The organism is Autumnicola tepida (assembly GCF_031846485.1).
GTDB lineage: Bacteria > Bacteroidota > Bacteroidia > Flavobacteriales > Flavobacteriaceae > Autumnicola > Autumnicola tepida.
Genome location: NZ_JAVRHQ010000018.1, coordinates 43,372 through 63,813, shown reverse-complemented (window position 1 = coordinate 63,813; position 20,442 = coordinate 43,372). Strand labels below are relative to the sequence as shown.

General features: G+C 40.6%; 20 protein-coding genes. 3 read left to right on the top strand and 17 right to left on the bottom strand.

Features of this window, described 5'->3' with window-relative positions; translation table 11 throughout:
• Positions 1-173 precede the first annotated feature (173 nt).
• Entirely contained in the window at positions 174-920 is a 747-nt protein-coding gene (locus tag RM553_RS13905; protein WP_311535546.1) for a thioredoxin domain-containing protein, read from the top strand.
• Positions 921-1,563: 643 nt separating this feature from the next.
• The gene (locus tag RM553_RS13900; RefSeq protein WP_311535545.1) at positions 1,564-2,751 is read left to right on the top strand and encodes an MFS transporter; all 1,188 of its coding nucleotides are present in this window, start codon (positions 1,564-1,566) and stop codon (positions 2,749-2,751) included.
• On the opposite strand, the gene RM553_RS13895 is transcribed toward RM553_RS13900, so the two are convergent.
• Positions 2,748-3,131, bottom strand: coding sequence for a DUF4383 domain-containing protein (locus RM553_RS13895; RefSeq protein WP_349254663.1), 384 nt, complete (start codon positions 3,129-3,131; stop codon positions 2,748-2,750). The genes RM553_RS13900 and RM553_RS13895 overlap by 4 nt on opposite strands.
• Before the next feature lie 186 nt (positions 3,132-3,317).
• Between RM553_RS13895 and RM553_RS13890 the strand changes: the two genes are divergently transcribed.
• Positions 3,318-3,860: a DUF1697 domain-containing protein gene (locus tag RM553_RS13890; RefSeq protein WP_311535544.1), complete on the top strand. Its 543-nt coding sequence runs from the start codon at positions 3,318-3,320 to the stop codon at positions 3,858-3,860.
• Positions 3,861-3,872: 12 nt separating this feature from the next.
• On the opposite strand, the gene RM553_RS13885 is transcribed toward RM553_RS13890, so the two are convergent.
• The 16 genes from RM553_RS13885 to RM553_RS13810 form a co-directional block, all read right to left on the bottom strand.
• Positions 3,873-4,343 (bottom strand): hypothetical protein, encoded by a 471-nt coding sequence (locus RM553_RS13885; protein ID WP_311535543.1) that lies wholly within the window; start codon positions 4,341-4,343, stop codon positions 3,873-3,875.
• A gap of 48 nt (positions 4,344-4,391) precedes the next feature.
• Complete coding sequence (locus RM553_RS13880) at positions 4,392-4,676, bottom strand: hypothetical protein (RefSeq protein ID WP_311535542.1); 285 nt, start codon at positions 4,674-4,676, stop codon at positions 4,392-4,394.
• A gap of 16 nt (positions 4,677-4,692) precedes the next feature.
• Complete coding sequence (locus RM553_RS13875; RefSeq protein WP_311535541.1) at positions 4,693-5,487, bottom strand: TIGR04290 family methyltransferase; 795 nt, start codon at positions 5,485-5,487, stop codon at positions 4,693-4,695.
• A gap of 11 nt (positions 5,488-5,498) precedes the next feature.
• Positions 5,499-6,572, bottom strand: a complete 1,074-nt coding sequence (locus RM553_RS13870; RefSeq protein WP_311535540.1) for a CgeB family protein — start codon at positions 6,570-6,572, stop codon at positions 5,499-5,501.
• A gap of 10 nt (positions 6,573-6,582) precedes the next feature.
• Complete coding sequence (locus RM553_RS13865; protein ID WP_311535539.1) at positions 6,583-7,698, bottom strand: CgeB family protein; 1,116 nt, start codon at positions 7,696-7,698, stop codon at positions 6,583-6,585.
• Complete coding sequence (locus RM553_RS13860) at positions 7,695-8,816, bottom strand: CgeB family protein (RefSeq protein ID WP_311535538.1); 1,122 nt, start codon at positions 8,814-8,816, stop codon at positions 7,695-7,697. The genes RM553_RS13865 and RM553_RS13860 overlap by 4 nt, the downstream gene beginning before the upstream one ends.
• Positions 8,813-9,934, bottom strand: a complete 1,122-nt coding sequence (locus tag RM553_RS13855) for a glycosyltransferase family 4 protein (protein ID WP_311535537.1) — start codon at positions 9,932-9,934, stop codon at positions 8,813-8,815. The genes RM553_RS13860 and RM553_RS13855 overlap by 4 nt, the downstream gene beginning before the upstream one ends.
• A complete protein-coding gene (locus tag RM553_RS13850) occupies positions 9,924-10,946 on the bottom strand; it encodes a Gfo/Idh/MocA family protein (RefSeq protein WP_311535536.1) in 1,023 nt (340 codons plus the stop codon). The genes RM553_RS13855 and RM553_RS13850 overlap by 11 nt, the downstream gene beginning before the upstream one ends.
• A 28-nt stretch (positions 10,947-10,974) precedes the next feature.
• Complete coding sequence (locus RM553_RS13845) at positions 10,975-11,991, bottom strand: MDR/zinc-dependent alcohol dehydrogenase-like family protein (RefSeq protein WP_311535535.1); 1,017 nt, start codon at positions 11,989-11,991, stop codon at positions 10,975-10,977.
• Positions 11,988-14,015: a GDP-mannose 4,6-dehydratase gene (locus RM553_RS13840; protein ID WP_311535534.1), complete on the bottom strand. Its 2,028-nt coding sequence runs from the start codon at positions 14,013-14,015 to the stop codon at positions 11,988-11,990. Before RM553_RS13840 ends, RM553_RS13845 begins: the two co-directional genes overlap by 4 nt.
• A gap of 11 nt (positions 14,016-14,026) precedes the next feature.
• Positions 14,027-15,139: an SDR family NAD(P)-dependent oxidoreductase gene (locus RM553_RS13835; RefSeq protein WP_311535533.1), complete on the bottom strand. Its 1,113-nt coding sequence runs from the start codon at positions 15,137-15,139 to the stop codon at positions 14,027-14,029.
• A gap of 18 nt (positions 15,140-15,157) precedes the next feature.
• Complete coding sequence (locus RM553_RS13830) at positions 15,158-15,862, bottom strand: SDR family oxidoreductase (protein ID WP_311535532.1); 705 nt, start codon at positions 15,860-15,862, stop codon at positions 15,158-15,160.
• A gap of 389 nt (positions 15,863-16,251) precedes the next feature.
• Positions 16,252-17,112 carry an MBL fold metallo-hydrolase gene (locus RM553_RS13825; RefSeq protein WP_311535531.1) on the bottom strand — a complete coding sequence of 287 codons (861 nt, stop codon included), beginning with the start codon at positions 17,110-17,112 and terminating at the stop codon, positions 16,252-16,254.
• A gap of 7 nt (positions 17,113-17,119) precedes the next feature.
• Positions 17,120-18,625 carry an FAD-dependent oxidoreductase gene (locus tag RM553_RS13820; protein ID WP_311535530.1) on the bottom strand — a complete coding sequence of 502 codons (1,506 nt, stop codon included), beginning with the start codon at positions 18,623-18,625 and terminating at the stop codon, positions 17,120-17,122.
• Between the two features lie 82 nt (positions 18,626-18,707).
• Positions 18,708-19,289 carry a hypothetical protein gene (locus tag RM553_RS13815; protein WP_311535529.1) on the bottom strand — a complete coding sequence of 194 codons (582 nt, stop codon included), beginning with the start codon at positions 19,287-19,289 and terminating at the stop codon, positions 18,708-18,710.
• A gap of 533 nt (positions 19,290-19,822) precedes the next feature.
• Positions 19,823-20,305, bottom strand: a complete 483-nt coding sequence (locus tag RM553_RS13810; RefSeq protein ID WP_311535528.1) for a YciE/YciF ferroxidase family protein — start codon at positions 20,303-20,305, stop codon at positions 19,823-19,825.
• Positions 20,306-20,442: the final 137 nt, after the last annotated feature.

Sequence of the window (20,442 nt, the reverse complement as noted above, 5' to 3'; positions counted from 1 at the left end):
AAATTCAACATGATAATTTAAAGAAGATAATTTTCATTTTAAAAAGGACTGCTATTTTGATGAATCACTCTTCGGAAAATGCGATAGGTTCTAATTATTATTCATTATGAATACCAGTGTATTTATAATTTAACTATTTTGTAAGCCAATTTTCATCAAGACACATCATCCACATGAATTTAAAGCTTTTCGCTGCCTTCCTGTTTTTATGCATTGGTTTAGGCTTGCAGGAATTAAGAGGGCAGGAATTTTTTAAAGTAAAGGACAGCCTTTATTCAGCATCTGCATTTAAGCAACTTTACAGTACCTACAGAGAAATGAAGCCAAACCCTCCTGAAGGCCTGGATTCCCTATTTAAACTGGTAACGCTTGAACATCATATAGTGGAAAGGGTTAAGGTGAATAACATGGTTATTAACAATGTTGCTGTACACCAATATCTTGGGAATATTCAGCCTCCCGCAGTCACCGATGCGCAATGGTTAAACCAGAGCCTGCCAAACCTTAATTCTTTTAAACACCTGCTGGGAGAGCGAAGCGTTATATGTTTCTGGAGTAAAACTTTTGAGCCGGACGAAAGGCTTATTGAAACCCTGAATGAACTCCAAAGGAAAAGCGATGTAAATGTAATTGCAATTCTCGAAGGCTCCTGCCAGAACAAAAACTGGAGCAAAGAGGCCAAATTTCCTTATATTGAAAACACAGGAAATTATATAAAGGAGAAGCTTAAAATTAACCGGGATACGAGATATTATATCCTGGACCGTGAAGGGCGGGTTTCCTTTTTGTTCGATTTTCTTCCGGCCAACAATATTCCTTTCTGGAACTTCACCACCCCTATTCAGGATGAAAATCTGGAAATCTATATGTTCATAGCAGGATTTTATAAGAAACCTACCTATTCTTCCATAACTAATTAAAAAAAGCAGCTCCTTTAACAGAAGCCGCCTTTTTGGTTGGTTAGTTATATTATGTATAACTATTATAAATGTATAAATTATTTGTACATCGGGAATTTTTAATCCATTTATTCGGGTTAAAACGTTGAAAAATACCACTTTTTAGGTATACGAATTATAGCTCTTTTTGTTATGATGAAGATCACATAATGATTTGAATGCAAGAAAAGAGAAACACATTAAACTTTATCGACATTCAGGCTTAGACTTTTAGTGCTGAAGCATTCTTTAATTGCAACAAAAGATGAGCTTTTATAAACAGCCGGGGATAATCGTTTTACTATTCTCCTTTTTTAAATTATTTTCAGTAATATTAATCCGGGCATTTAGCTTCCTAATTTATAAGCTATGGAAGAAATAAAAAAAGGTTTTCACCTGGCTAGTTATCTGCAGTATCCATTTGTTCTTATGGGGCTCTATTATGCATACAAACCGTTAATGATCAATTTTGAATCCATTTGGGAAGATTATAATTCGGCATTAGTATTTTAAAACTACTGTAGAGCTTGCTGAAAATCACAATGCTCCTGTGGCCCAAAAACAAAAAAATATAATAAAACAAAAAGCCTAATAGTACTTTTACATATTTCCTGCACTCCTTATTATGAGTTTAACCCCTACTGCCAGGCACATTTTACCTGTTATTGTATTTTCCCAATTTTGCTGTACTTCCCTTTGGTTCGCGGGAAACGCGGTAATGAGTGATTTGCTGCGGAATTTTAATCTGGACGCTTCTGCTTTGGGCCATCTCACCTCTGCCGTGCAATTTGGATTTATACTGGGCACACTTATATTTGCTGTTTTTAATATTGCAGACAGGTTTTCTCCCTCAAGGATTTTCTTTATTTGTGCTATTTTAGGGGCACTGCTAAATCTTGGAATACTATCTTCAAACAATAGCATTAGCAGCCTATTACTCGTGCGTTTTCTCACCGGTTTTTCCCTTGCTGGAATTTATCCAGTAGGAATGAAAATTGCCGCCGACTATTATCAAAAAGGTTTGGGCACATCGCTGGGTTACTTAGTTGGAGCTTTGGTGTTGGGGACTGCCTTTCCACATTTTCTAAAGATGTTTGCCTCCGCAGAGGCACTGCCCTGGAAGCTTGTAATTATAACCACCTCGTCCCTGGCAATTACAGGAGGTGTTCTTATGCTCAGCCTTGTGCCGGACGGGCCATGTCGAAGCCCTGCTTTGAACAACAATTTTACCGCTATCCCTTCGGCTTTTCGAAATCCCGGTTTCAAGGCTGCAGCTTTCGGATATTTTGGGCATATGTGGGAACTTTATGCTTTCTGGGCTTTTGTCCCGTTCATATTAAAAAGCTACAGCTTCTTACATCCTTCAGCAGATTTTGATATCCCGTTACTTTCTTTTGTAATTATAGGTTGTGGTTCGATTGCATGTGTTGCCGGCGGATATATTTCAGCAAAAAAGGGCAGTAAAATTACCGCCGCCTCCGCACTTTTTATTTCCGGCTGCTGCTGCCTGTTGTCTCCACTGCTAATTAGCCAGGCCTCAACCACAGCATTAATAATATTCTTAATAATCTGGGGGCTGTCTGTAGTGGGAGATTCCCCGCTGTTTTCCACCCTTGTAGCCCAAAATGCCCCTGCAGAAAATCGCGGTACAGCTCTTACAATCGTAAATTGTATAGGATTTGGGATAAGCATTATCAGCATACAGCTGCTCAACTTTTGTGCTGCCAGGATTTCCGCGGAATACCTGTTTCTTATTCTTGCTGCCGGCCCGGCCATTGGATTACTTCGCCTTTACAGAAGAAGCAAAGTTTAAACCTTGCGGTGCGGGGTTTTTCCTGTACCCAAAGCAAAAGCTGTAAATAAAGAAACCACTCCAATTGAAATATTTAAATAGGCCACTGCACGGTTGATATTAAAGAGGTTTATGAGTAAGCCTTTAATACCCGGTATAAACCATAATAATCCAATAACCAACAGCAGTATACCCAGATACAAGTTGAACTTGTAAGAGAAATTTTTTATTCCGCTCCAAATGCCTAAAATTCCCAGTACAATATGTATGCTGGCATGTGCTATGTTTGTGCTAAAAATTTCGAAAGGCGGTGGGTCAATAAGTCCCCAGCTCCCCTGCACCACAAGAAATACCCCTATTAAAATCGCGTAAAAATTACTCACTCTCATTTCTCTGCTCATATTTCCAACTGTTTCTAATGATTTTGGGGAGACATATTTTAAAGATAGGTTTAATAAGGTTGAGAGAAAAAATAGCGGTGTTAAATACCTACTAAGGCCTTGGGAAAAATGACTTCAGCAGAAAATTACCAGCCAAAAATTAAAATTTGCGGGAAATAAATTATCTTCATTAAAATTAAAATCCTGATGAAGTATATTGCTATTCTAAGAGGAATAAATGTTGGAGGAAAGCGTAAAATCCCAATGGCAGAATTAAGGGAGAAACTTGGCTTTTTAGGCTTTAAAAATGTGAAAACCTATATCCAGAGCGGGAATATTATCTTCAGCCATGATAAAGAGAAAGCTTTGGAGATTGCGACACAACTGGAAGAATTTATTCTGGACACCTACGGTTTTCAAGTCCCGGTTATTATACGTAGCGCGGAAGAAATAGCAAAAGCAATTTCAGAAAATCCATTTCTCAGTAAAGAAATCGATATTGAACGGCTGCACCTCACTTTTTTAAAGCAAATTCCTGATGCTGAAAAAATTGAAAAAGCAAAAAATGCAAATTATGAGCCAGATGATTTTAAGGTGCTAAACAATAATGTCTTTATCTATTGCTCCGGAAAGTACAGCGATTCTAAACTTACCAATAAATTTTTTGAAGATAAGTTCAAAGTATCGGCTACTACAAGAAACTGGAAAACTGTTTTAAAACTTGCCTCGCTGGCAACTGAAGAAAACTAAGCCTGCCCGGCTTTACCGGCGGTGCCATCTCCGGGTAAACCACCATACACAAATTTGCAAAAAGGCGGTAAGAAAAGCCATTCCCAGGAAGTGCTGGAGTACCAGGAAATTATTCATAAGAGGATATTCCCCTGCTGGCCCAATATTGTCCTCTACCCCTACAGGAGTATCCTGCACCAGTAACAACAATACCACAACAGCAAGCAATAAATACCCGTAGGTAATGTAAAACAGGATGTTTTCCTGTCTTGTCCATTTCCAGTAAACGGCAAAGGAAACCATAATAATCCATACCCCCCAAAAGCTTAATAAACTGCTTTGAAACGACTGTATAAAATTATCGGCATCTGCAGATTGCAGCTTAATAATTGAGTAAACGGGATAGCAAAGTAAAACCAGCAGGATAATTAAGAAGATCCTGCCGGTTTTAGACTTTACAATACTTTTTGAAGCCTTTGTGCTCCTTTTTAAAGAGTTTTTCATTAAGAGCACTTTTAATATTTCTGATTATTCGGAAAACTAAACTCTAAATTAGTCTTTTCCTATAAACTTGAAGAAACGGCTTTCATTACCATCTTTCAATTTTTCCTGATAAAGAAACTGAAGGTTATTTTCATCAAATATGGTGAAAAACTTATCCCATTCAATATTTTCAAGGTTTTCTTCAGCATAACCGGGAAAGTTTATACGCAGCAAGCCACCGCCTTTACCGCTATCTGTAGTTCCTTTTACCAGTGCGGGCTGCCCGTCACGCTCTTCCACCCATTTCTTAATAGTTTCGTGGTCTGTTGTTGTTTTTGAATCTTGCGTTGCCATAATTTTTCTTTTTAAGTTACTTTTTCGTTTTCTTATCTACTTCCTTTTTCCAGTCTTTCCCTACTGCGGAAAGATATTCTGAAAAATTCCATGTTTCCAGGCTGGATTTAAGATCCTTATCCTTTTCTGCGATATAAGTTTCATCCTCCGGCATCCCGGTTACTTTAAAACCACAGCTTTCAAGCATAGAAAGTATTCCCTGATGGTTTGGCGCCCACCAGTTTGTAGGATCCCCGGCAAGTTTATTTTCAATAAATGCCATTTTTGGCCAGCCATCTTCTTTCATGATCTCCCTTTTATGAAACTCAACATCTTCTGGAATTTCCATTTCTTCTTTACCCGGAAGGGACAGGGTTTGAAAAACCATCATTTTAGTGGTTTTTTGAGAGAGAATATCCATGGCCAGCATGGGATATCTTAGATGGTAAAAAACACCCATAAACCAAACAAGGTCAAATTGTTCCTCAGAATGGGCAAAATCGTATACCTGCATTTGCTTAAAGGTAATTTTATCTTCAAGCCCGAATTGTTTAGCTGTCCACCTCGCCTGTTTCAGGTAATGTTCATCAAGGTCTATCCCGGTAACCTCAGCGCCTCTTTTAGCAAGTTCTATGGAATAAAACCCGGCATTGCAGCCAATATCCAGCACTTTCCAACCCGTTAAATCCTGTGGAATGGAATCCTTTATATTCTTCCATTTGAAAGCCGGGAAATCTCCCAAAAAATGATTGTCGGCCGTTTGATTCCCGTCCGGAAGGTGAATATTATGGAACCATGGCTCCAGTTCTTTTATTTCTGCTTCAGTTGACATTTTGTTGTGGTTTATATTTTGGAAACCTCAAGGATTTCCTGTACATATTTTTCAAGTTCTTTTGCCCTTGCTTTGGCGGTGTGAAATTTTAGAACCTTTTGCCTTGCATTTTCCCCAATCTGCTTTCTTTCCTCTTCATCAATAGATTCGAAATAATCTTTTACATCTGCCATATTGCCGGCAATAAGAATTTCTTTGTTGATCTCGAAGATGCTGTCTATCCCGTTCCAAAAATCAGAGATAATAGGAACGCCACAGGCTGCAGCTTCAAAAAGCCTCACGCTTGGAGAATAACCGGCGCGTATCATATCCTGCCGGGTTACATTTAAGGTATAACGCTGAGAATTGTAAAATTCGCGATGCCTCGCAGGCGGTAAATGTTCTATTCGATCTACGTTAGCTGACCATTCAAAATCTTCAGGATATTGCGGGCCGGCGACTATAAATTTTTTCTGCGGAAATTCAGCTGCGGTTTTATTCAGCAATTCGCTCACCGTTGGCTGCCGGTCTGTACTATACGTCCCAAGATATCCCATTTGCCATTTATTTTCAAGAGCCTCGGGATAATATAAATCCTGGTCTACAGAGCAATATAACGCTTTCGCATTAGGGGAACTGTAATGTTTTTCCAGGTGATCCAAAATACCTCCTCCTGAAAAAGATAAATACATATCATACCTGCCAATCAATTCAGGATCTATATATTCATAATCTTTCCGCTCCAGTTTCGCGAGGGTTACCGGAGTATCAATATCGTAAAATGCGGTAATCCCATTGGCTGTTTTTACCGCCCAGTTCCCAACTTCTACTCCCTGTTGCACATAAGAACCTACAATTACCACATCTGCATTGGCCACTTCATCTTTATATTCTTCTTTAAGCTCTTCGTTAGTCTTGTACAGGCCTAACCGGCAAAAACCTGGTTCTGGCATATCCCGGTTGCCCGCGTAGTAAGGCACATCTTTTTCCAAAAAAAGAAGCTCATGCCCTAAAGCCGAAAGTTCTTTCAAAAGTCCGCGATAAGTGGTGGCGTGGCCATTTCCCCAGGATGAAGTTATCGATAATCCAATGACTACAAATTTCATTTTTCAGGTTTTATGAAGGTTTTACTTCTTCAGTTTGATGATGCAGTTTTCTGGAAATTACAGATTCCAGTAATTCTGCTCGATGCTCATAAGTATGTTTTGCAAGTACTTTTTTATAAGCCGCCTTTCCTATTTTTTTGGCTTTTTCAGGAGTAAGTTCAGAAAGAACCTTTTTCATCTCTTCCCCATCTTTTACCACCATAATTTCTTCATCTGGTTCAAAAAAAGTATTGATACCTTTCCAGTAATCGGTGATAATACAGGCACCGGCACCGGCTGCCTCAAATACCCTTGTGGCTGGAGAAAAACCATATTTCGCCATACTGTCCCGGCTGATATTTAAAACGGCCATTGGCGTGCAGTTAAAGGCATTATGATCTTTGGTGTAAACATGCCCCACATATTCCACGTTTTCGGGCATGGGTTTATCTCCCCAGCCGCTTCCGCCAATAAGAAACTGGTGCTTTGGAAGATCTGCGGCCGGCTTCAGAAAAAATTCTTCAACCCTGGCCTCCCGGTCGGGCAACCTGTTGCCCAGAAAGGCCAGCGTACCATCAAATTTTTTATCGGCATCTACTGGGAAATGGGTATCGGTGTCCAGTGCATTATATATAGGAATACATTTTTGAGCTCCGTTTTTCTCATAAGCGTCAATTACGGGTTGCCCCCCGCCGTAAGTAAGGATAAAATCATACTGCGGAATAAGCTTCCTGAAAGGATCATTTTCATCATTTTCAATACGGTCCAGAGTGGCAGGCGCATCTACATCCCAAAATATTACGAGATTATGGTCACTCTTCATTTTAGCAACTTCTTCCTCAAGAAAGTCATCAAAAGCACCTACTCCACTGGCTTTTATAATAACATCGGCCTCTTCCTGAGCTTTTCTTAATAAGCCGCGCAGGCTTACTTTATCTTTTTGATAGACAATTACATTGCACCAATCGGGATCTTCAATATCCCTGTGTTGCTGTCTTTCGAAAATATCGGGTTCATAAAATGTAACTTCATGCCCCATTTTATGTAGAGCCTTCACGATGCCGCGGTAGTAAGTAGCCGCACCATTCCAGTAGGCAGAAACGATACTGGAGCCGAAAAAAGCAATATTCAGTTTCTCTTTAATCATTTGTTTATCTTCATGTTTTTAGCCATTGGAGACTCTATTTCATTAATAATTTTTTCAAGCTCATCCACTCTTATGGCGCAGGTATGTTTCTTCAGAATTGTTTCGCGTCCGTTTTCAGAAAGGCTTTGAGCCAGTTGTGCACTTTTAAGCACTTCTGAAAGCCTGTAACCCATATCATTTCCGTCTTTAGCGATAAGATAATCTTCACCGGCGGTAAATAATCCTTCAGCATCTTTCCAGGGAGAAGTCACTAATGGTATCCCACAGGAAAGCGCTTCAAAAGGGCGAATGGTGGGGATCCCAGGCAGCATTTCTACATAGGGCCGGCGTGGCACATGCACGGTTACTTTATATTTTGCAAAAACCTCCGGCACTTTGTAATTGGGGAGCCAGCCGCCGTATTCTATACCGGCATCTTTAAGGGCTTTTTTGGCTTCATCGGGATAGCGTACGCCGTAAACCTTTGCTTTTAGCCCAAGTTCTTTAACAGGCTCCACCAGGAATTCCATCAGCTCTTCTGTACGTTCGTTGTCTCCCCAGTTGCCTATCCAGACTAAATCTCCTTCCTTCTCTGCATCGCGATCAGGCTTGAAAAGTTCAGCATCAGCAGCCTCGTGCCATGTCCAGGCCTTATTCACCCATCCTTTATCTTTATAAATCTTCCTGATCACCTCTCCAAAAACAAGGGCGCCATCATAATTTTGGAAATCGTATTTTGCCATACTCGCTTCCTCAGAAACAGCGCGGTGATGAGTATCGTGGAAAAGCAATTTATAGCCATAGCGCTCTTTTTTCTTCCCGATTTCGGCAACCATTTCAGGTTCATTCCACTCGTGTACTATCACCACATCTGCATTGCCCAGAATATTCTCGTAATTGAGAGGTTTTGCAGGATTGTAAAACTGCGGATTTAGAGTGGGATAATATTTACGGAATTCATCCAGCTTTTCCGCCCCGTGATCTTTAATTAGGTTATTCAGGCTCCAACCTCCTTCCGGTTCATAAACATCCACTTCGTGCCCCCTTTTGAGCAATTCCTTTACTATACCTCTTAAAAAATGGGCATTGCCATGGTTCCAGTCGGAATATAAAGAATGGTAGAACATTACAAATTTCATAGGCTTGGGCTTAGTCGGTTTAAGTCTGTTTTTCTGCTTACTATCAGGCGTTTGTACAAGGAGGCATATTCCGCTCCCATTTTTTCCAGATTGTAATCCTTAGATTTTTCCCTGGATTTCTGGACCATACGGTTTCGGTGTTCTTCATCCTCTATAAGCTCCAGAATTTTCTTTTCAGTTTCCTCCGGGTTTTCAGGATTAAAAAATGCCGCGGTTGTACCCCAAAGTTCGATTAGCGTATCTATATTACTTAAGGCAAGGGCACATCCCGCTTTGGCAGCCTCCAGGATCGCCAGGCCAAAAGGTTCATATTTTGTAGGGCTGGCAAAAATAGCCGCCCGTTCCATTAGATTTTTCGCTTCTTCTGAAGATAATTCGCCAAGGAAATGAACATTTTCAATTTCTACTTTTTCACCTGTCCCGGGATTAACATTACTGCCCGCGATATACACCGGCCAGGGCAAATTTTTGGCTATTCCAGAAAGAGCCTTCAGGTTTTTGGCCTCATCCCAAATCCTTCCCATACATAATATAATATTTTCCTTTTCCCTATCTTCGGAAAAATTGATATCCCTGCCGTTATGGATAACTTCCGTATGGGAAGAAATATCATGGATGCGAATGGCATTCTTCAACAGGGATTCGGTAGGGCTTACCACCACGTCTGAAGCATTCAGCGAATCTTTCACAATTCCCGTATAACGGCTCCATGATGCTGGCGCTTCTGTGCCTTTTACCGCCTGCCACCAGGTTTGTACGCAGGAATGAAAAACGGTCACTACGGGGCAGGACCAGAAATTCTCGATATGCGCATAATTATTAAAATGAACCAGATCGGGGTGGATGGTCTGGTAAATGGAAGTGATCCATTTATGTGCCTTTTCAACATCTTCCCACGGATCCTGCATCCATTCCAGTTTATAATCACTTTTATATAAAATTACATTAGGCAACCGGGAAGCTTCTTCCTGCTGGGCTTTGGATGGCCACGCTCCCATTGCCGCCAAATGCACCTCTACTCCATGCTCAATAAGCGCCCGGCACAATTCCACCGAATAGGTCCATACGCCACCAACGGTATCGGTGGTCATCAATACTTTCATCCTGCTATCTCCCATATATACGGTCTATTATTTTGGTTGTTTTTATAAATTCTTCGGCAGATTCCTGGTCAAATTTTTGGCCTTCGGCAAGGGCTTCTGCCCAAACCACTCCGGCACGGCCACTCCAGTCATCCGGAGGAGAAACAAGTGTTTCAGCATAAGTACCCTTGTACTTTTCCGCAGTAAAATCGTAGAACGAGCCATTTACATTTTTAAATGCAGCCCCGCCTTCTGTTCCGTAAAAACGGGCTTCGATTACCGCGTCCTGGCCTGCACTAACATTCCAGGAACATTCAAGGTTTATATGTGTGTCTTTTTCTGAAGTAATAGAAACGCTAGCAAAATCCTCCACATGTTCATCAAAAAAAGTAAGTTTCTTGCCTTTGTGATAAAGGTGGCTTTTCACATCTTTAATTTCCGGAAAATCCAGCGTCCATAGCGCAAGGTCTATAAGGTGAATTCCCAGGTCCATCACGCAGCCGCCACCTGATTTTTTAATATCGTAGAACCATTCTTTATCTGGGCCGTATGCATTGTGAAATACCAGATCTGCAGCGTAAATTTCTCCAATTTCGCCGCTTTGAATAAGATTATATATTGCCTTAAATGCCTTGGTGTAACGGTAAGAAAGATCTACGGCAAGTAATTTATCTGCTTCTTTGGCTGCTTCTACTACTTCTTTAACTTCTGAAGCCGTGCGCCCAAGTGGTTTTTGGCAGAAAACTGACTTTCCAGATTTAAGAGCTTCTATGGCCTGTTCTGCATGCATTGCGCTTGGGGTGGCAATTACAATCCCGTCAAGCTCCTTATTCTCATAAACTTCTGAAGGAGAAGATGTGCGCATTGCTGATTCTGCTACTTTTAATGCTTCCACAGAATTTTCTTCAGAAGGTTCAGAAATCATCAGTGCGCTGGTATTGGCGTTTTTCAGCAGGACTTCCATCCTGTTGCGGCCAATCCAGCCCACACCTATAAATCCCAGTGCAAGTGGCTTTTTATTTTCTATTGTTGGTTTGGTGGTTATCATTAATTTTTGGTTGGTTAATTATGTGGTTCTAGCCGTGATTTACAATAATGGCTTTTATAAAGCCGTCCGGCCGTTGGGTAAGATGCCGGTATGCTTCCTCCATTTCAGAAAGTTCAAAAGAGTGCGTAAAAAATGGAAAAGGATCCATCTCGTTTTTTTGAATAGCGACAATTGCATCCTTAATTCCATCTATATATTTTTGGGAATCCCGCTCGTGGGCACTTATCATATCAATCCCGCGCCAGTTAAGCATCTGCACGTTTACATTGCGCATCCCATCCTGATGAAAACCAGCTACAATAAGTTTTCCTCTTTCCCCCGTTAATTCTATAGAAAGGTTTAGAGGCCACTCTTTTCCCGTGGCTTCTATTACGCGTTCACAAAAGTTACCGTGGGTCAATTCCTTTACCTTTTCTATGATCTTAAAATGATCATCCATTGCTATGCATTCATCTGCCCCGGCAGACTTTGCCGCATCCAGGGAAAACTGGCGCCTGGAAATGGCAATTATCTTTGCCCCCTTAGATTTTGCCAGCTGAACAAGCATTAGGCCCAAAAAGCCACAGCCCACGATAGCTACAGTTTGTCCTTTCTTAATATCACTTCGGGAAAAGATATTCATCGCACAGCCCAGAGGTTCACCGGGGAAGGGTTTATCGTCTAAAAAATCTGGTAATTTCACCAGATTTTCCGGTTTTGCAACATCATGGGTAGCATAGGCGTTATAAGTTAAACCCGTTACCCGCTCTCCTACTGTAAAACCTTTTACTTCCTCTCCCACGGCATCTATTATTCCCCAGCCCTCATGGCCGGGATTGCCCTCTTCTACTGGATAATTAAACCAATCCCGTCCTTCCCAAACCGGAATATTGGAAGCGCAAACTCCGCTGCCCTGCAGTTTGATCCTTACCTCGTCCTCTCCAGGTTGTGGAATCTCAGCTGCTTTTACAGAAATTTTTCCAGGTTCCTCTACAACTGCTGCTTTATATTCTTCAGATTCCTTTGGAAGTACAGGCATTTCCTGTACTGTTCTACTTATTCTCATAATGCTACTGCTTTTGCAGATGATTGGGATTTATCTTCAAGTTTAATATTTCGGGTTTCGCAAAGCCAGTTGAGCAATTTCTGTACTCCCTGGTCTACGGAATGTTTACGCGACCAGCCGGTTGCCTTCTCAAATTTTGAAGTATTGGAAACATAATAATGTTGGTCTCCTGTCCTCCAGTCTTCAAAAGAAATTTCCATTTCTTTGCCCGTCTTCTCTTTTATAATCTGAAGAATTTCAATGAGGCTTACCGTATTTGAAGGGCCTCCTCCTATATTGAAGACTTCTCCTGAAATCTTATCGATATTTTTCCTTGCCAGTACAAAAGCATCCACCAGGTCTTCAACAAATAGGATATCCCTTACCTGTTTTCCATTACCATAGATCACGATAGGCTTATCTTCCAGCGCACTTATAAGAAAATGTGCCACCCAACCCTGATCTTCTGTACCAAACTGGTGAGGGCCATAAATACAACTCATTCTGAAAACCGTTGTTTTTAGCCCATAGGAACGGGAATAGTCGAGAATGTATTGATCTGCCCCTCCTTTGGAACAGCCATATGGGCTGTGAAAATCCAGGGACCTGCTTTCACTTACCCCATTTTTTTCTATTTCCTTATCTGCAGGGTAATAGCGGGTTTCATTTGGCTTCATTTCCAGATCGTTCAAGTCCCCATAAACCTTGTTTGTGGAGGTAAAAAGAAGCGGCGGTTGGTGTGAAGATTTTCTGATGGCTTCCAGAAGGTTAAAAGTACCTTCCATATTTACCTGAAAATCCAGCACAGGGTTGGTAAGAGAAGTTGTAACTGCAACCTGTGAGGAGAAATGATAAACTTCATTAGCATACTTTACGCTTTGCTCCAGCACCCATTTTTCTTTAATATCCGCGATCTGCACAATCAGTTTATCACCATATTTCTTCTGAAGCCATTGCAGGTTCTCTTCCACGCCATCTCTGAAAAGGCTGTCAAAAATCATCACTTTTTTGCCTTCACTTAACAGCCTTTTTGCCAGGTTTGTTCCTATAAAACCTGCACCACCGGTTATAAGGCTATATTTCTCATCACTCTCTATCCTGTATTTTTTACTGATGTAAGGGTGATTATGAATATTCTCGAGGCCATGCTTTTCCAATAATTTGTAAAGCAATTTTTTTGTTCCATCTGTTTTCTTTAAACCGAAGTAATATTCTCTTTCATCTAGATGGAAACCTCCTACGGTAGGATTTTTTGGATGAAGGTCATTAAGGCTATACCAGTAAACACGGTCTGCAGCGGTGTTTAATACATTTTTAAATTCTTCATACTGCTTCACTTCATCATCCTGCCATGTAGAGAAACCAACTTCAGAAATCCATAGTTCCTTCTCAAGGTCAAAGCGGCTTAAAACTTTTTTCACCTGCCGGATGTTCTCTTCCCAACCACTCCACTGCTGATCAAAAACATGGGGAAAACCATGTATTCCCACAGCATCTATATTTTCCAGCGTTCCCCTTTCGGCCATCATTTGCAGCCAGTTAGGGTCTATCGGGCTCATCCCTCCCAATAAAGTTTTTTTACCTTTTTCCTTGGCCCAGTAGGCGGCCATATCTATCATTTTGGTGAATTTATGCCAGGAAAAATCCATGGTATAATCGTATTCCACCTTATTATTAGGCTCATTCCAAAGCTCTACCCACTCAAAATATTCCCCGTATTTATTGATCATAAGATCGATAAAATCAGCATAGGATTTTAAGTACTTGGGCGGGGAAGAAGTTTTTGGAGCTTCTCCTATAGATGGTGGAGTGTAAAGGAAACATGGCAGGATTTCCACATGTTTTCCAAGAGAGGCAAAAAGCCAGTCGTACCATTCTTCAGTACCTTCAACATACCAGTCAGCCCAGGAAACTCCTGTTCTTAAATGGGTAATATTGAGTTTTTTAAGATCTTCTATGGTATTCTCCACTTCCTGGTATTCTCCCGGCCGAAACCATTCGAGAATTCCTAAAACAGGAGTGTGAGTATCAGTTTTCTTTTGCATAACAGGTTGGTTTATACGGTTAATCCTCTTGAAGAAAGTTCGCTGCTTGCCTTGCTCACATTATCGGTAGCGATCTGGTCCTTTAACCATTCAGCAAGTTCAAACAATCCTTCTTCAAACTGAACCTCAGGTTCAAAACCTAAAATTTCTTTTGTTTTCGCGGTATCGGCAAAACAATGGCGAATATCCCCAATTCTGTATTTTCCGGTAATTTCAGGAGAAATATGTTTACCCATCACAGAGGCAAGTTTATCAGCAATATGAGTGATAGTGTATTGATTTCCACTTCCTATATTAAAAACTTCCCCGGCTGCTTCAGGTGTTTCCATGGCAAGCCTGCAGGCCCTGGCCACATCTTTTACGTGGATAAAGTCCCTTTTCTGCTTTCCGTCTTCAAATATCATAGGCGGATTGTTATTCAGCAAACGGGATGCAAAAATGGCCAGTACTCCGGTATATGGATTGGATAATGCCTGGCGCGTTCCGTAAACATTAAAAAACCTTAAAGCGGTAGTAGGAATATTATAAGCTTTCCCGGTAATGAGGCTCAGCCTTTCCTGATCATATTTTGAAAGAGCATATACCGAGGCAAGATTTGGCTTTTTGCCTTCAGGAGTTGGGACGGGCTGCAATTCTTTTCCGTTTTTGTACATTTCCCAACGGTCATTTTTAAGATCTTCCAGCCGGCGCTCACATTCCATTTCAAGGTTTCCGCCTTCATCTTCATAAAGACCTTCCCCGTAAATACTCATACTGGAGGCCACCACCAGTTTTTCTACAGGATGATTAATAAGGGCTTCTAAAAGAGTGGCAGTTCCAACATTATTCACTTCAGTGTAATCCCTTATTTGGTACATGCTTTGCCCCACTCCCACCATGGCGGCAAGATGAAAAACGGCGTACACTCCTTCCAAAGCTTTTTCTACTGCTTCCTTATCCCTAACATCTCCTATTAAAAGCTCTACTTGCGGGTTCAAATAAGAAGGTTTTTTACGGTCTTTCCCATGCACCTGTTCAGAGAGATTATCCAGCACACGCACTTCGTAACCCTCATTAAGTAGTTCGTCTGCGAGGTGAGAGCCAATAAATCCTGCTCCTCCGGTTATTAATATCTTTTTACTCATCTATTGGTTTTTGGTTGATTAAAAACTTTGTTTTAATGGCCTGGTTATTATTTTATTGATACTTCTTCCTTTCTGATTAACGGCGTAAAAAATATCCTCAGCTATATCTTCGGGCGCGATACTACCCATTTCAAGATTAGCCACGCTCGTATAGCCTGAAATCTGATGTTCAAAGAATTTCGTGTCCGTTATACCCGGACTAACTACGGTTACTTTTATATGCGGAAGTGTTTCCAGCCGAAGCGTTTCGGCAATGACTTCAAGAGCAGTTTTTGAAGCCGCGTAAATTCCGCCTGAAGGATGCGGCTGATTAGCAGAAACCGAGGAGACAACTATAACATGACCGTTCTGACGTTCCATCATTTGCGGAACGAACGCCCTAATGCACCTGAGAGCACCCATTAAATTGGTGTCTATTACCTTTTGCCATTTTTCAGGATCACCTTCAAAGAGTTTCTCCTGAATTCCCCTTCCGGCATTAAGGACCAGTATTTCCGGGTGCCCTATGGCATTGATAACATCATCATAAAGGCTGTCTATATCTTTAGGATTACTAATATCTGCTTTACTGAAGAAGATATTTTCATCTTCATACTGTGGTTTTTCGATATCTGCAATAGCAACCTTGTAATTTTCTTTAGAAAATCTCTTGGCAACAGCATAACCGATGCCGTTTGCCCCTCCAGTTATTAATATGTTTCCGGATAAATTACCTGCCTGCATTAATTTCTTTAACTAAACTTAAAAGCTATTGAGAGATCTTCTAAAACTGTAAGCCTGGGACCGTTGGTAAATCCATCTGTGGAATTCCAAAAACCTCAAAATTTATATATCCGAAAGAAAAAGAAAAACAGCCAAAAAAGCTAAAATCCCTTGTCTTTCGGAAGCTACTGACCTTCTTTGACTTCCAAATTTAGGTTAGATGTATAATAAATACTCCTAAAGCATTTCTAAACATTTCTTAATATCATTAGATGTTATAGATCCTAAAAAAGTTCATGAAGCCTTTGCTGGCGGTAGCTGCTGCACCTGAAGCTTCTAATTTCCTCTTAAAAAATTGTTAAAAAAGCTCAAAAGAAATAGTCACTTATAAGCAAAAAAAGATGTAAAACTTACTCTTTCCTCTCATCCTTTACAAATTTCCCATGGGAGGGAACTGCAAGTTCCTGAAAATTCTGGTTTAGATTTGCCAAACCTTCTTTCAGTTCTTTTCCTCCAATGGCTTCTCCATGGCCGGTGACTGCTACTTCCGGATCCAGCGCCTGCAGCTTAGCTACAGATTCTGCTGCCTGTTCCCAACTGGTGGTAAGATATACAGGCGGACCATTTATTTCCCGTTTTTGGACCAGCACCTTGTAGAATGAATCCTGTTTTACCGTTACAAAAGCATCTGCAGCAATAAGTGTCCTGTCTTTTTCTCTGAAGAGGGCTATCTGCCCGGGAGCATGCCCGGGAACATGAATCCATTTCCACTCCGGTAGTTCCGGTACCTCTCCATCTGCCGGCAACTCTCTTAGAGCCGCTGTTATATCAATAGGTTCATGAGGATAAACCGAAGAAATTTTTGCCAGCAGACCTCCTTCCACGGAAGAATCTGGTTCCGGATATTTTTTTTCTCCTGTAAGATATCCAAATTCCAGGGGATGTGCGTAAACCGGAACATTCCAGTGATCTATAAGATAAACCAGGTTACTAACATGATCAAAATGGCCGTGAGTAAGAATAATTGCTTTGGGTTTTGTCTCCTTTCCAAACCTTTTTTCAGCTACTTTTACTATTTCTTTACCAGATTTGGGGAGGCCGGCATCTATCAGCACCCAATCCGCGGTTCCGGGTTTCCCAATCATCACAATGTTTACAATCTGATTGGTGTAGTAATAAACATCATCGCGTATTTCATCTCCTTTTCCACTTCTAAAAGAAGTCATTGGTATGAACATACTATCATCGCTTTGCTTCATCTTCTCGTCCATAACTCTTTTATTTATCGATTTCAATTTTCTTCAAAGGGTTAAATGCAGGGCCTTCTATTACTTCCCCACGGGTGTCAAACCTGCTTCCATGGCAGGGACAGTCCCAGCTATTCTCCAAATTATTCCAATGCACCATGCAGGCCATGTGCGTGCAAAGAGCAGAGAGAATACTTAAGGAACCATCTTCTTTTTTGTAAACAGCGATCTTCTCCCCATTTCGGGTAACAATGGCTGCCTCTCCTGGCGGGATTCCAACAAGGTCCTGATCATCACCTTTAAAGCTAAGGTCCTTCAAAAATTCCCCCGCGACATTCGCATTTTCTTTAATAAATTTTTCAGCAGATTTCCCAGGGTTACTGCGCGCAGCTCTGTAGATATCTTCATAAGGATTAAATTTTCCTTCAATCTCATCTGTCAATATCATTGCCGCCAGGCTCCCGTACACCAGCCCGTCTGTAGAAAATCCGGTTGCCACAAATTCCCTTGAATTGGTTTTTTTCCTGCCAATGTAGGGTAACAGGTCGGCTGGTTTATAGTTTTGCCCGCCCCACACGTGGGTAAATTTGGCAATATCAAATCGCTTCTGCACAAAATTTTTAAGGTCTTCCACATGCTCTTTATTATCTTTTGCCTGTCCCACTTTATGCGGACTTCCAACGGCAATCAGGTAATTTTCCCCTCCCCTGGAATAAGAGCGGACAGAGTATTTTTTATCGCTGTAATATCCCCAAAAAATCCCTTCGGGATAATTAACTGAATTTAGTTTTGCAGCAATACCATATTCCCGGTACGGCCCTAAGGTTGTGTGGTACTGCATTTCCATTCCTTTAGGAGTATGTGTGGCGTGAATGGCATATTGGGCTGAAACAATGGCATCAGGAGTATGTACAAGCACCCTTTCTTCCTCTTCCTCAATCGCCCTTACAATGGTGTGCTCATATATTTTGCAATTTTCACTTTCAATTGCTTTTGCCAGCCCCTGGATATAAAGCAGAGGATTAAACTGCGCCTGGTCTTCAAATTGCAAACCATCATCATAATCCAAAGGAAATGTTTTCGAAAGTTCAAAAAAGGCAAGATCAATTTTGTTCGCTACTTTTTTTTCTTCCAGCATCTTTACGGTATTGGCATCTTCAAATAAAAACAAAGGCTGCTTTTTGAAATCGCAGTCTATCTGAAAATGGTCAATATTCTGCTCAATTTTTTTTAACGCATCCCACCGGGAAAGAATCACCTTTTTTACAATCTCTTCATTATATTTTGATTTAAGTGAAGAGAGCAATTGATCAATAATCACATAAAGATTACCGGTACTGTGGGAAGTTGTCCCTTTACCCACGCGTTTTGCCTCGAGGACAGCAACTTTATACCCTCTTTCAGAAAGTAATTGTGCCGTGCTAATACCGGTAATTCCACCACCGACTATTGCTATATCAACTGCGATGTCTCCCTCTAAGCGGGGATAAGCAATATTTTCATCTGAATACGAATTCCATAAAGATCCTTCTACCATGAATTTAATTTTATATTAAACAAAAAATAAAGGCCTGTCTTAGATATTAGTACAGGCCTTTGACAAACAATTAAATGGACTTTCAGGTTTCTACATTTTCTTCAATTTCAAATGAAACTTCTTCAGATTCATCTTCAATCTCGTAAATCCTGATACCCATACATTTTATCTCCCTAAGGCACATATAAATTTTGTGCTTATGAGCAAGTAACATTTCACGCGTACTTCCACGATTTACCTGTGAAAGTGCGCAATTGTAAAACTGGAGGCTTTGTTTTTCCCTCCTGTAACATTCTTTAATCAGGCCCTGTCTTTCATACCTTGAAACATGGACCAATGCAGGACAATCTCCACTCACGCTTCTTTCCAATTGAAACCTTTCAGCAGGCAGCAGTTCTTTTTTAAGAGCTTCCATTTCTCGCTCCAATTTTGCTGCGAATTCTTTCTTTTGAGTTGCTAGCTTCAAAAAGAAAGACTTAATCATAAGCTTTCTGGTGTGACGCGCTACATGATGATAATCTTTTTGATGTTCCAGGTTTCTGGCTTTTAATTTATCCAGGATCCTGATCGTTTTTTCCCGACATCCCATGGCATTAAAATTATTTCGGTGGTTATAATTTTTCGTAGAATTTATTGAAAAATTCCTATTGAAATTTAACCCCATAAATAGCCAATATGTAGTATTTTAACTTTTTTAACCCACATAAATTGAGCAGGATATCAGGTGACAATACTTGTTCTTCCTCAATTCCTTTAATTAGCAAGGAATTTCATCTTTCTCAAAAAATTAAGAAAAAAACCGAGTGTCTGCCAGGCTTGTTAAAAACAAGATATTTTTCTTAAAAAATGTTAAAATTGCTTGTTGCAAATTGATTCAAAAGATTTTAAAATTAATGTTTTTCCTACCTCCGTTCCTCATGCAAAGGCAAATACCTTACTTAAAACGCAGGAAATGGTTTATTCCGGTACCGGCATTTTCATTGCCGCAACTGCAAAATAAACTTTTGAAATCCTTGCATAGTTGTGCATCAGAAAAGAGAAAAAACAATTGATAATCTTATCAATTTTCTCCACTTCCATATTTCCCTCATTCAACAAATCATAAAGTAATTAACAGGCCGGCAGCAAATTCCGGGAAATTAAGTTGAGCGCTTTTTCTGCCCTTACACATTTTCCCCGGTTACTACTTTCCTCGGTCTATTTAGCTTCGCGATTCAACCTGCTTTCAGCCAATTTGTTCAGCTTATCATCTGCCCCGTATTCTTCTTCAAGGGTTTCATGTAACTTTTTGGCGAGTCCATCATGACCTAGTTCCTTGGCATATCGCACTACTGTACCATAACCTGAAATCTCATAATGCTCAACTCTTTGGGCGTCTGCAATTAATCCGGCATCCCGTACATCATCATCGACATCTTCTTTAAGGAAAGATTCGGCTTCTTTAATAAGCCCTTTCATTGCCTTACATTCTTCGCCGGTAGGTTTAATTCCCAGTTCTTTACAAACTTCCTCAAGGCGTTTTTTATGTCCTTTGGTTTCCTCTAGATGGCTTTCAAAGGCTTTTTTCAATTCGCTGTCGCTAGCGTTTTTAGCCATTTTTGGCAGTGCTTCAATCAGCTGCGACTCTGCACTGTAAAGGTCTTTTAGCTGATGTTCAAATAAATCTTCCAAATTTTTCATTACGATTCGATTTTATCGGTTATTTGATAAAGTTAGCGAGGACTTACTGCCATTTCAGTTAAATAGAGCATAAAGCTTTGTTGCGTTTATATTAAATTCCTGTACCTGTTCTTCTTACTTTGTATACCGCCTAAAAA

Coding starts and splice junctions, on each gene's coding strand:
- RM553_RS13905 (WP_311535546.1), top strand. CDS start 174: ATGAATTTAAAGCTTTTCGCTGCCTTCCTGTTTTTATGCATTGGTTTA.
- RM553_RS13900 (WP_311535545.1), top strand. CDS start 1,564: ATGAGTTTAACCCCTACTGCCAGGCACATTTTACCTGTTATTGTATTT.
- RM553_RS13895 (WP_349254663.1), bottom strand. CDS start 3,131: ATGAGCAGAGAAATGAGAGTGAGTAATTTTTACGCGATTTTAATAGGG.
- RM553_RS13890 (WP_311535544.1), top strand. CDS start 3,318: ATGAAGTATATTGCTATTCTAAGAGGAATAAATGTTGGAGGAAAGCGT.
- RM553_RS13885 (WP_311535543.1), bottom strand. CDS start 4,343: ATGAAAAACTCTTTAAAAAGGAGCACAAAGGCTTCAAAAAGTATTGTA.
- RM553_RS13880 (WP_311535542.1), bottom strand. CDS start 4,676: ATGGCAACGCAAGATTCAAAAACAACAACAGACCACGAAACTATTAAG.
- RM553_RS13875 (WP_311535541.1), bottom strand. CDS start 5,487: ATGTCAACTGAAGCAGAAATAAAAGAACTGGAGCCATGGTTCCATAAT.
- RM553_RS13870 (WP_311535540.1), bottom strand. CDS start 6,572: ATGAAATTTGTAGTCATTGGATTATCGATAACTTCATCCTGGGGAAAT.
- RM553_RS13865 (WP_311535539.1), bottom strand. CDS start 7,698: ATGATTAAAGAGAAACTGAATATTGCTTTTTTCGGCTCCAGTATCGTT.
- RM553_RS13860 (WP_311535538.1), bottom strand. CDS start 8,816: ATGAAATTTGTAATGTTCTACCATTCTTTATATTCCGACTGGAACCAT.
- RM553_RS13855 (WP_311535537.1), bottom strand. CDS start 9,934: ATGGGAGATAGCAGGATGAAAGTATTGATGACCACCGATACCGTTGGT.
- RM553_RS13850 (WP_311535536.1), bottom strand. CDS start 10,946: ATGATAACCACCAAACCAACAATAGAAAATAAAAAGCCACTTGCACTG.
- RM553_RS13845 (WP_311535535.1), bottom strand. CDS start 11,991: ATGAGAATAAGTAGAACAGTACAGGAAATGCCTGTACTTCCAAAGGAA.
- RM553_RS13840 (WP_311535534.1), bottom strand. CDS start 14,015: ATGCAAAAGAAAACTGATACTCACACTCCTGTTTTAGGAATTCTCGAA.
- RM553_RS13835 (WP_311535533.1), bottom strand. CDS start 15,139: ATGAGTAAAAAGATATTAATAACCGGAGGAGCAGGATTTATTGGCTCT.
- RM553_RS13830 (WP_311535532.1), bottom strand. CDS start 15,862: ATGCAGGCAGGTAATTTATCCGGAAACATATTAATAACTGGAGGGGCA.
- RM553_RS13825 (WP_311535531.1), bottom strand. CDS start 17,112: ATGGACGAGAAGATGAAGCAAAGCGATGATAGTATGTTCATACCAATG.
- RM553_RS13820 (WP_311535530.1), bottom strand. CDS start 18,625: ATGGTAGAAGGATCTTTATGGAATTCGTATTCAGATGAAAATATTGCT.
- RM553_RS13815 (WP_311535529.1), bottom strand. CDS start 19,289: ATGGGGTTAAATTTCAATAGGAATTTTTCAATAAATTCTACGAAAAAT.
- RM553_RS13810 (WP_311535528.1), bottom strand. CDS start 20,305: ATGAAAAATTTGGAAGATTTATTTGAACATCAGCTAAAAGACCTTTAC.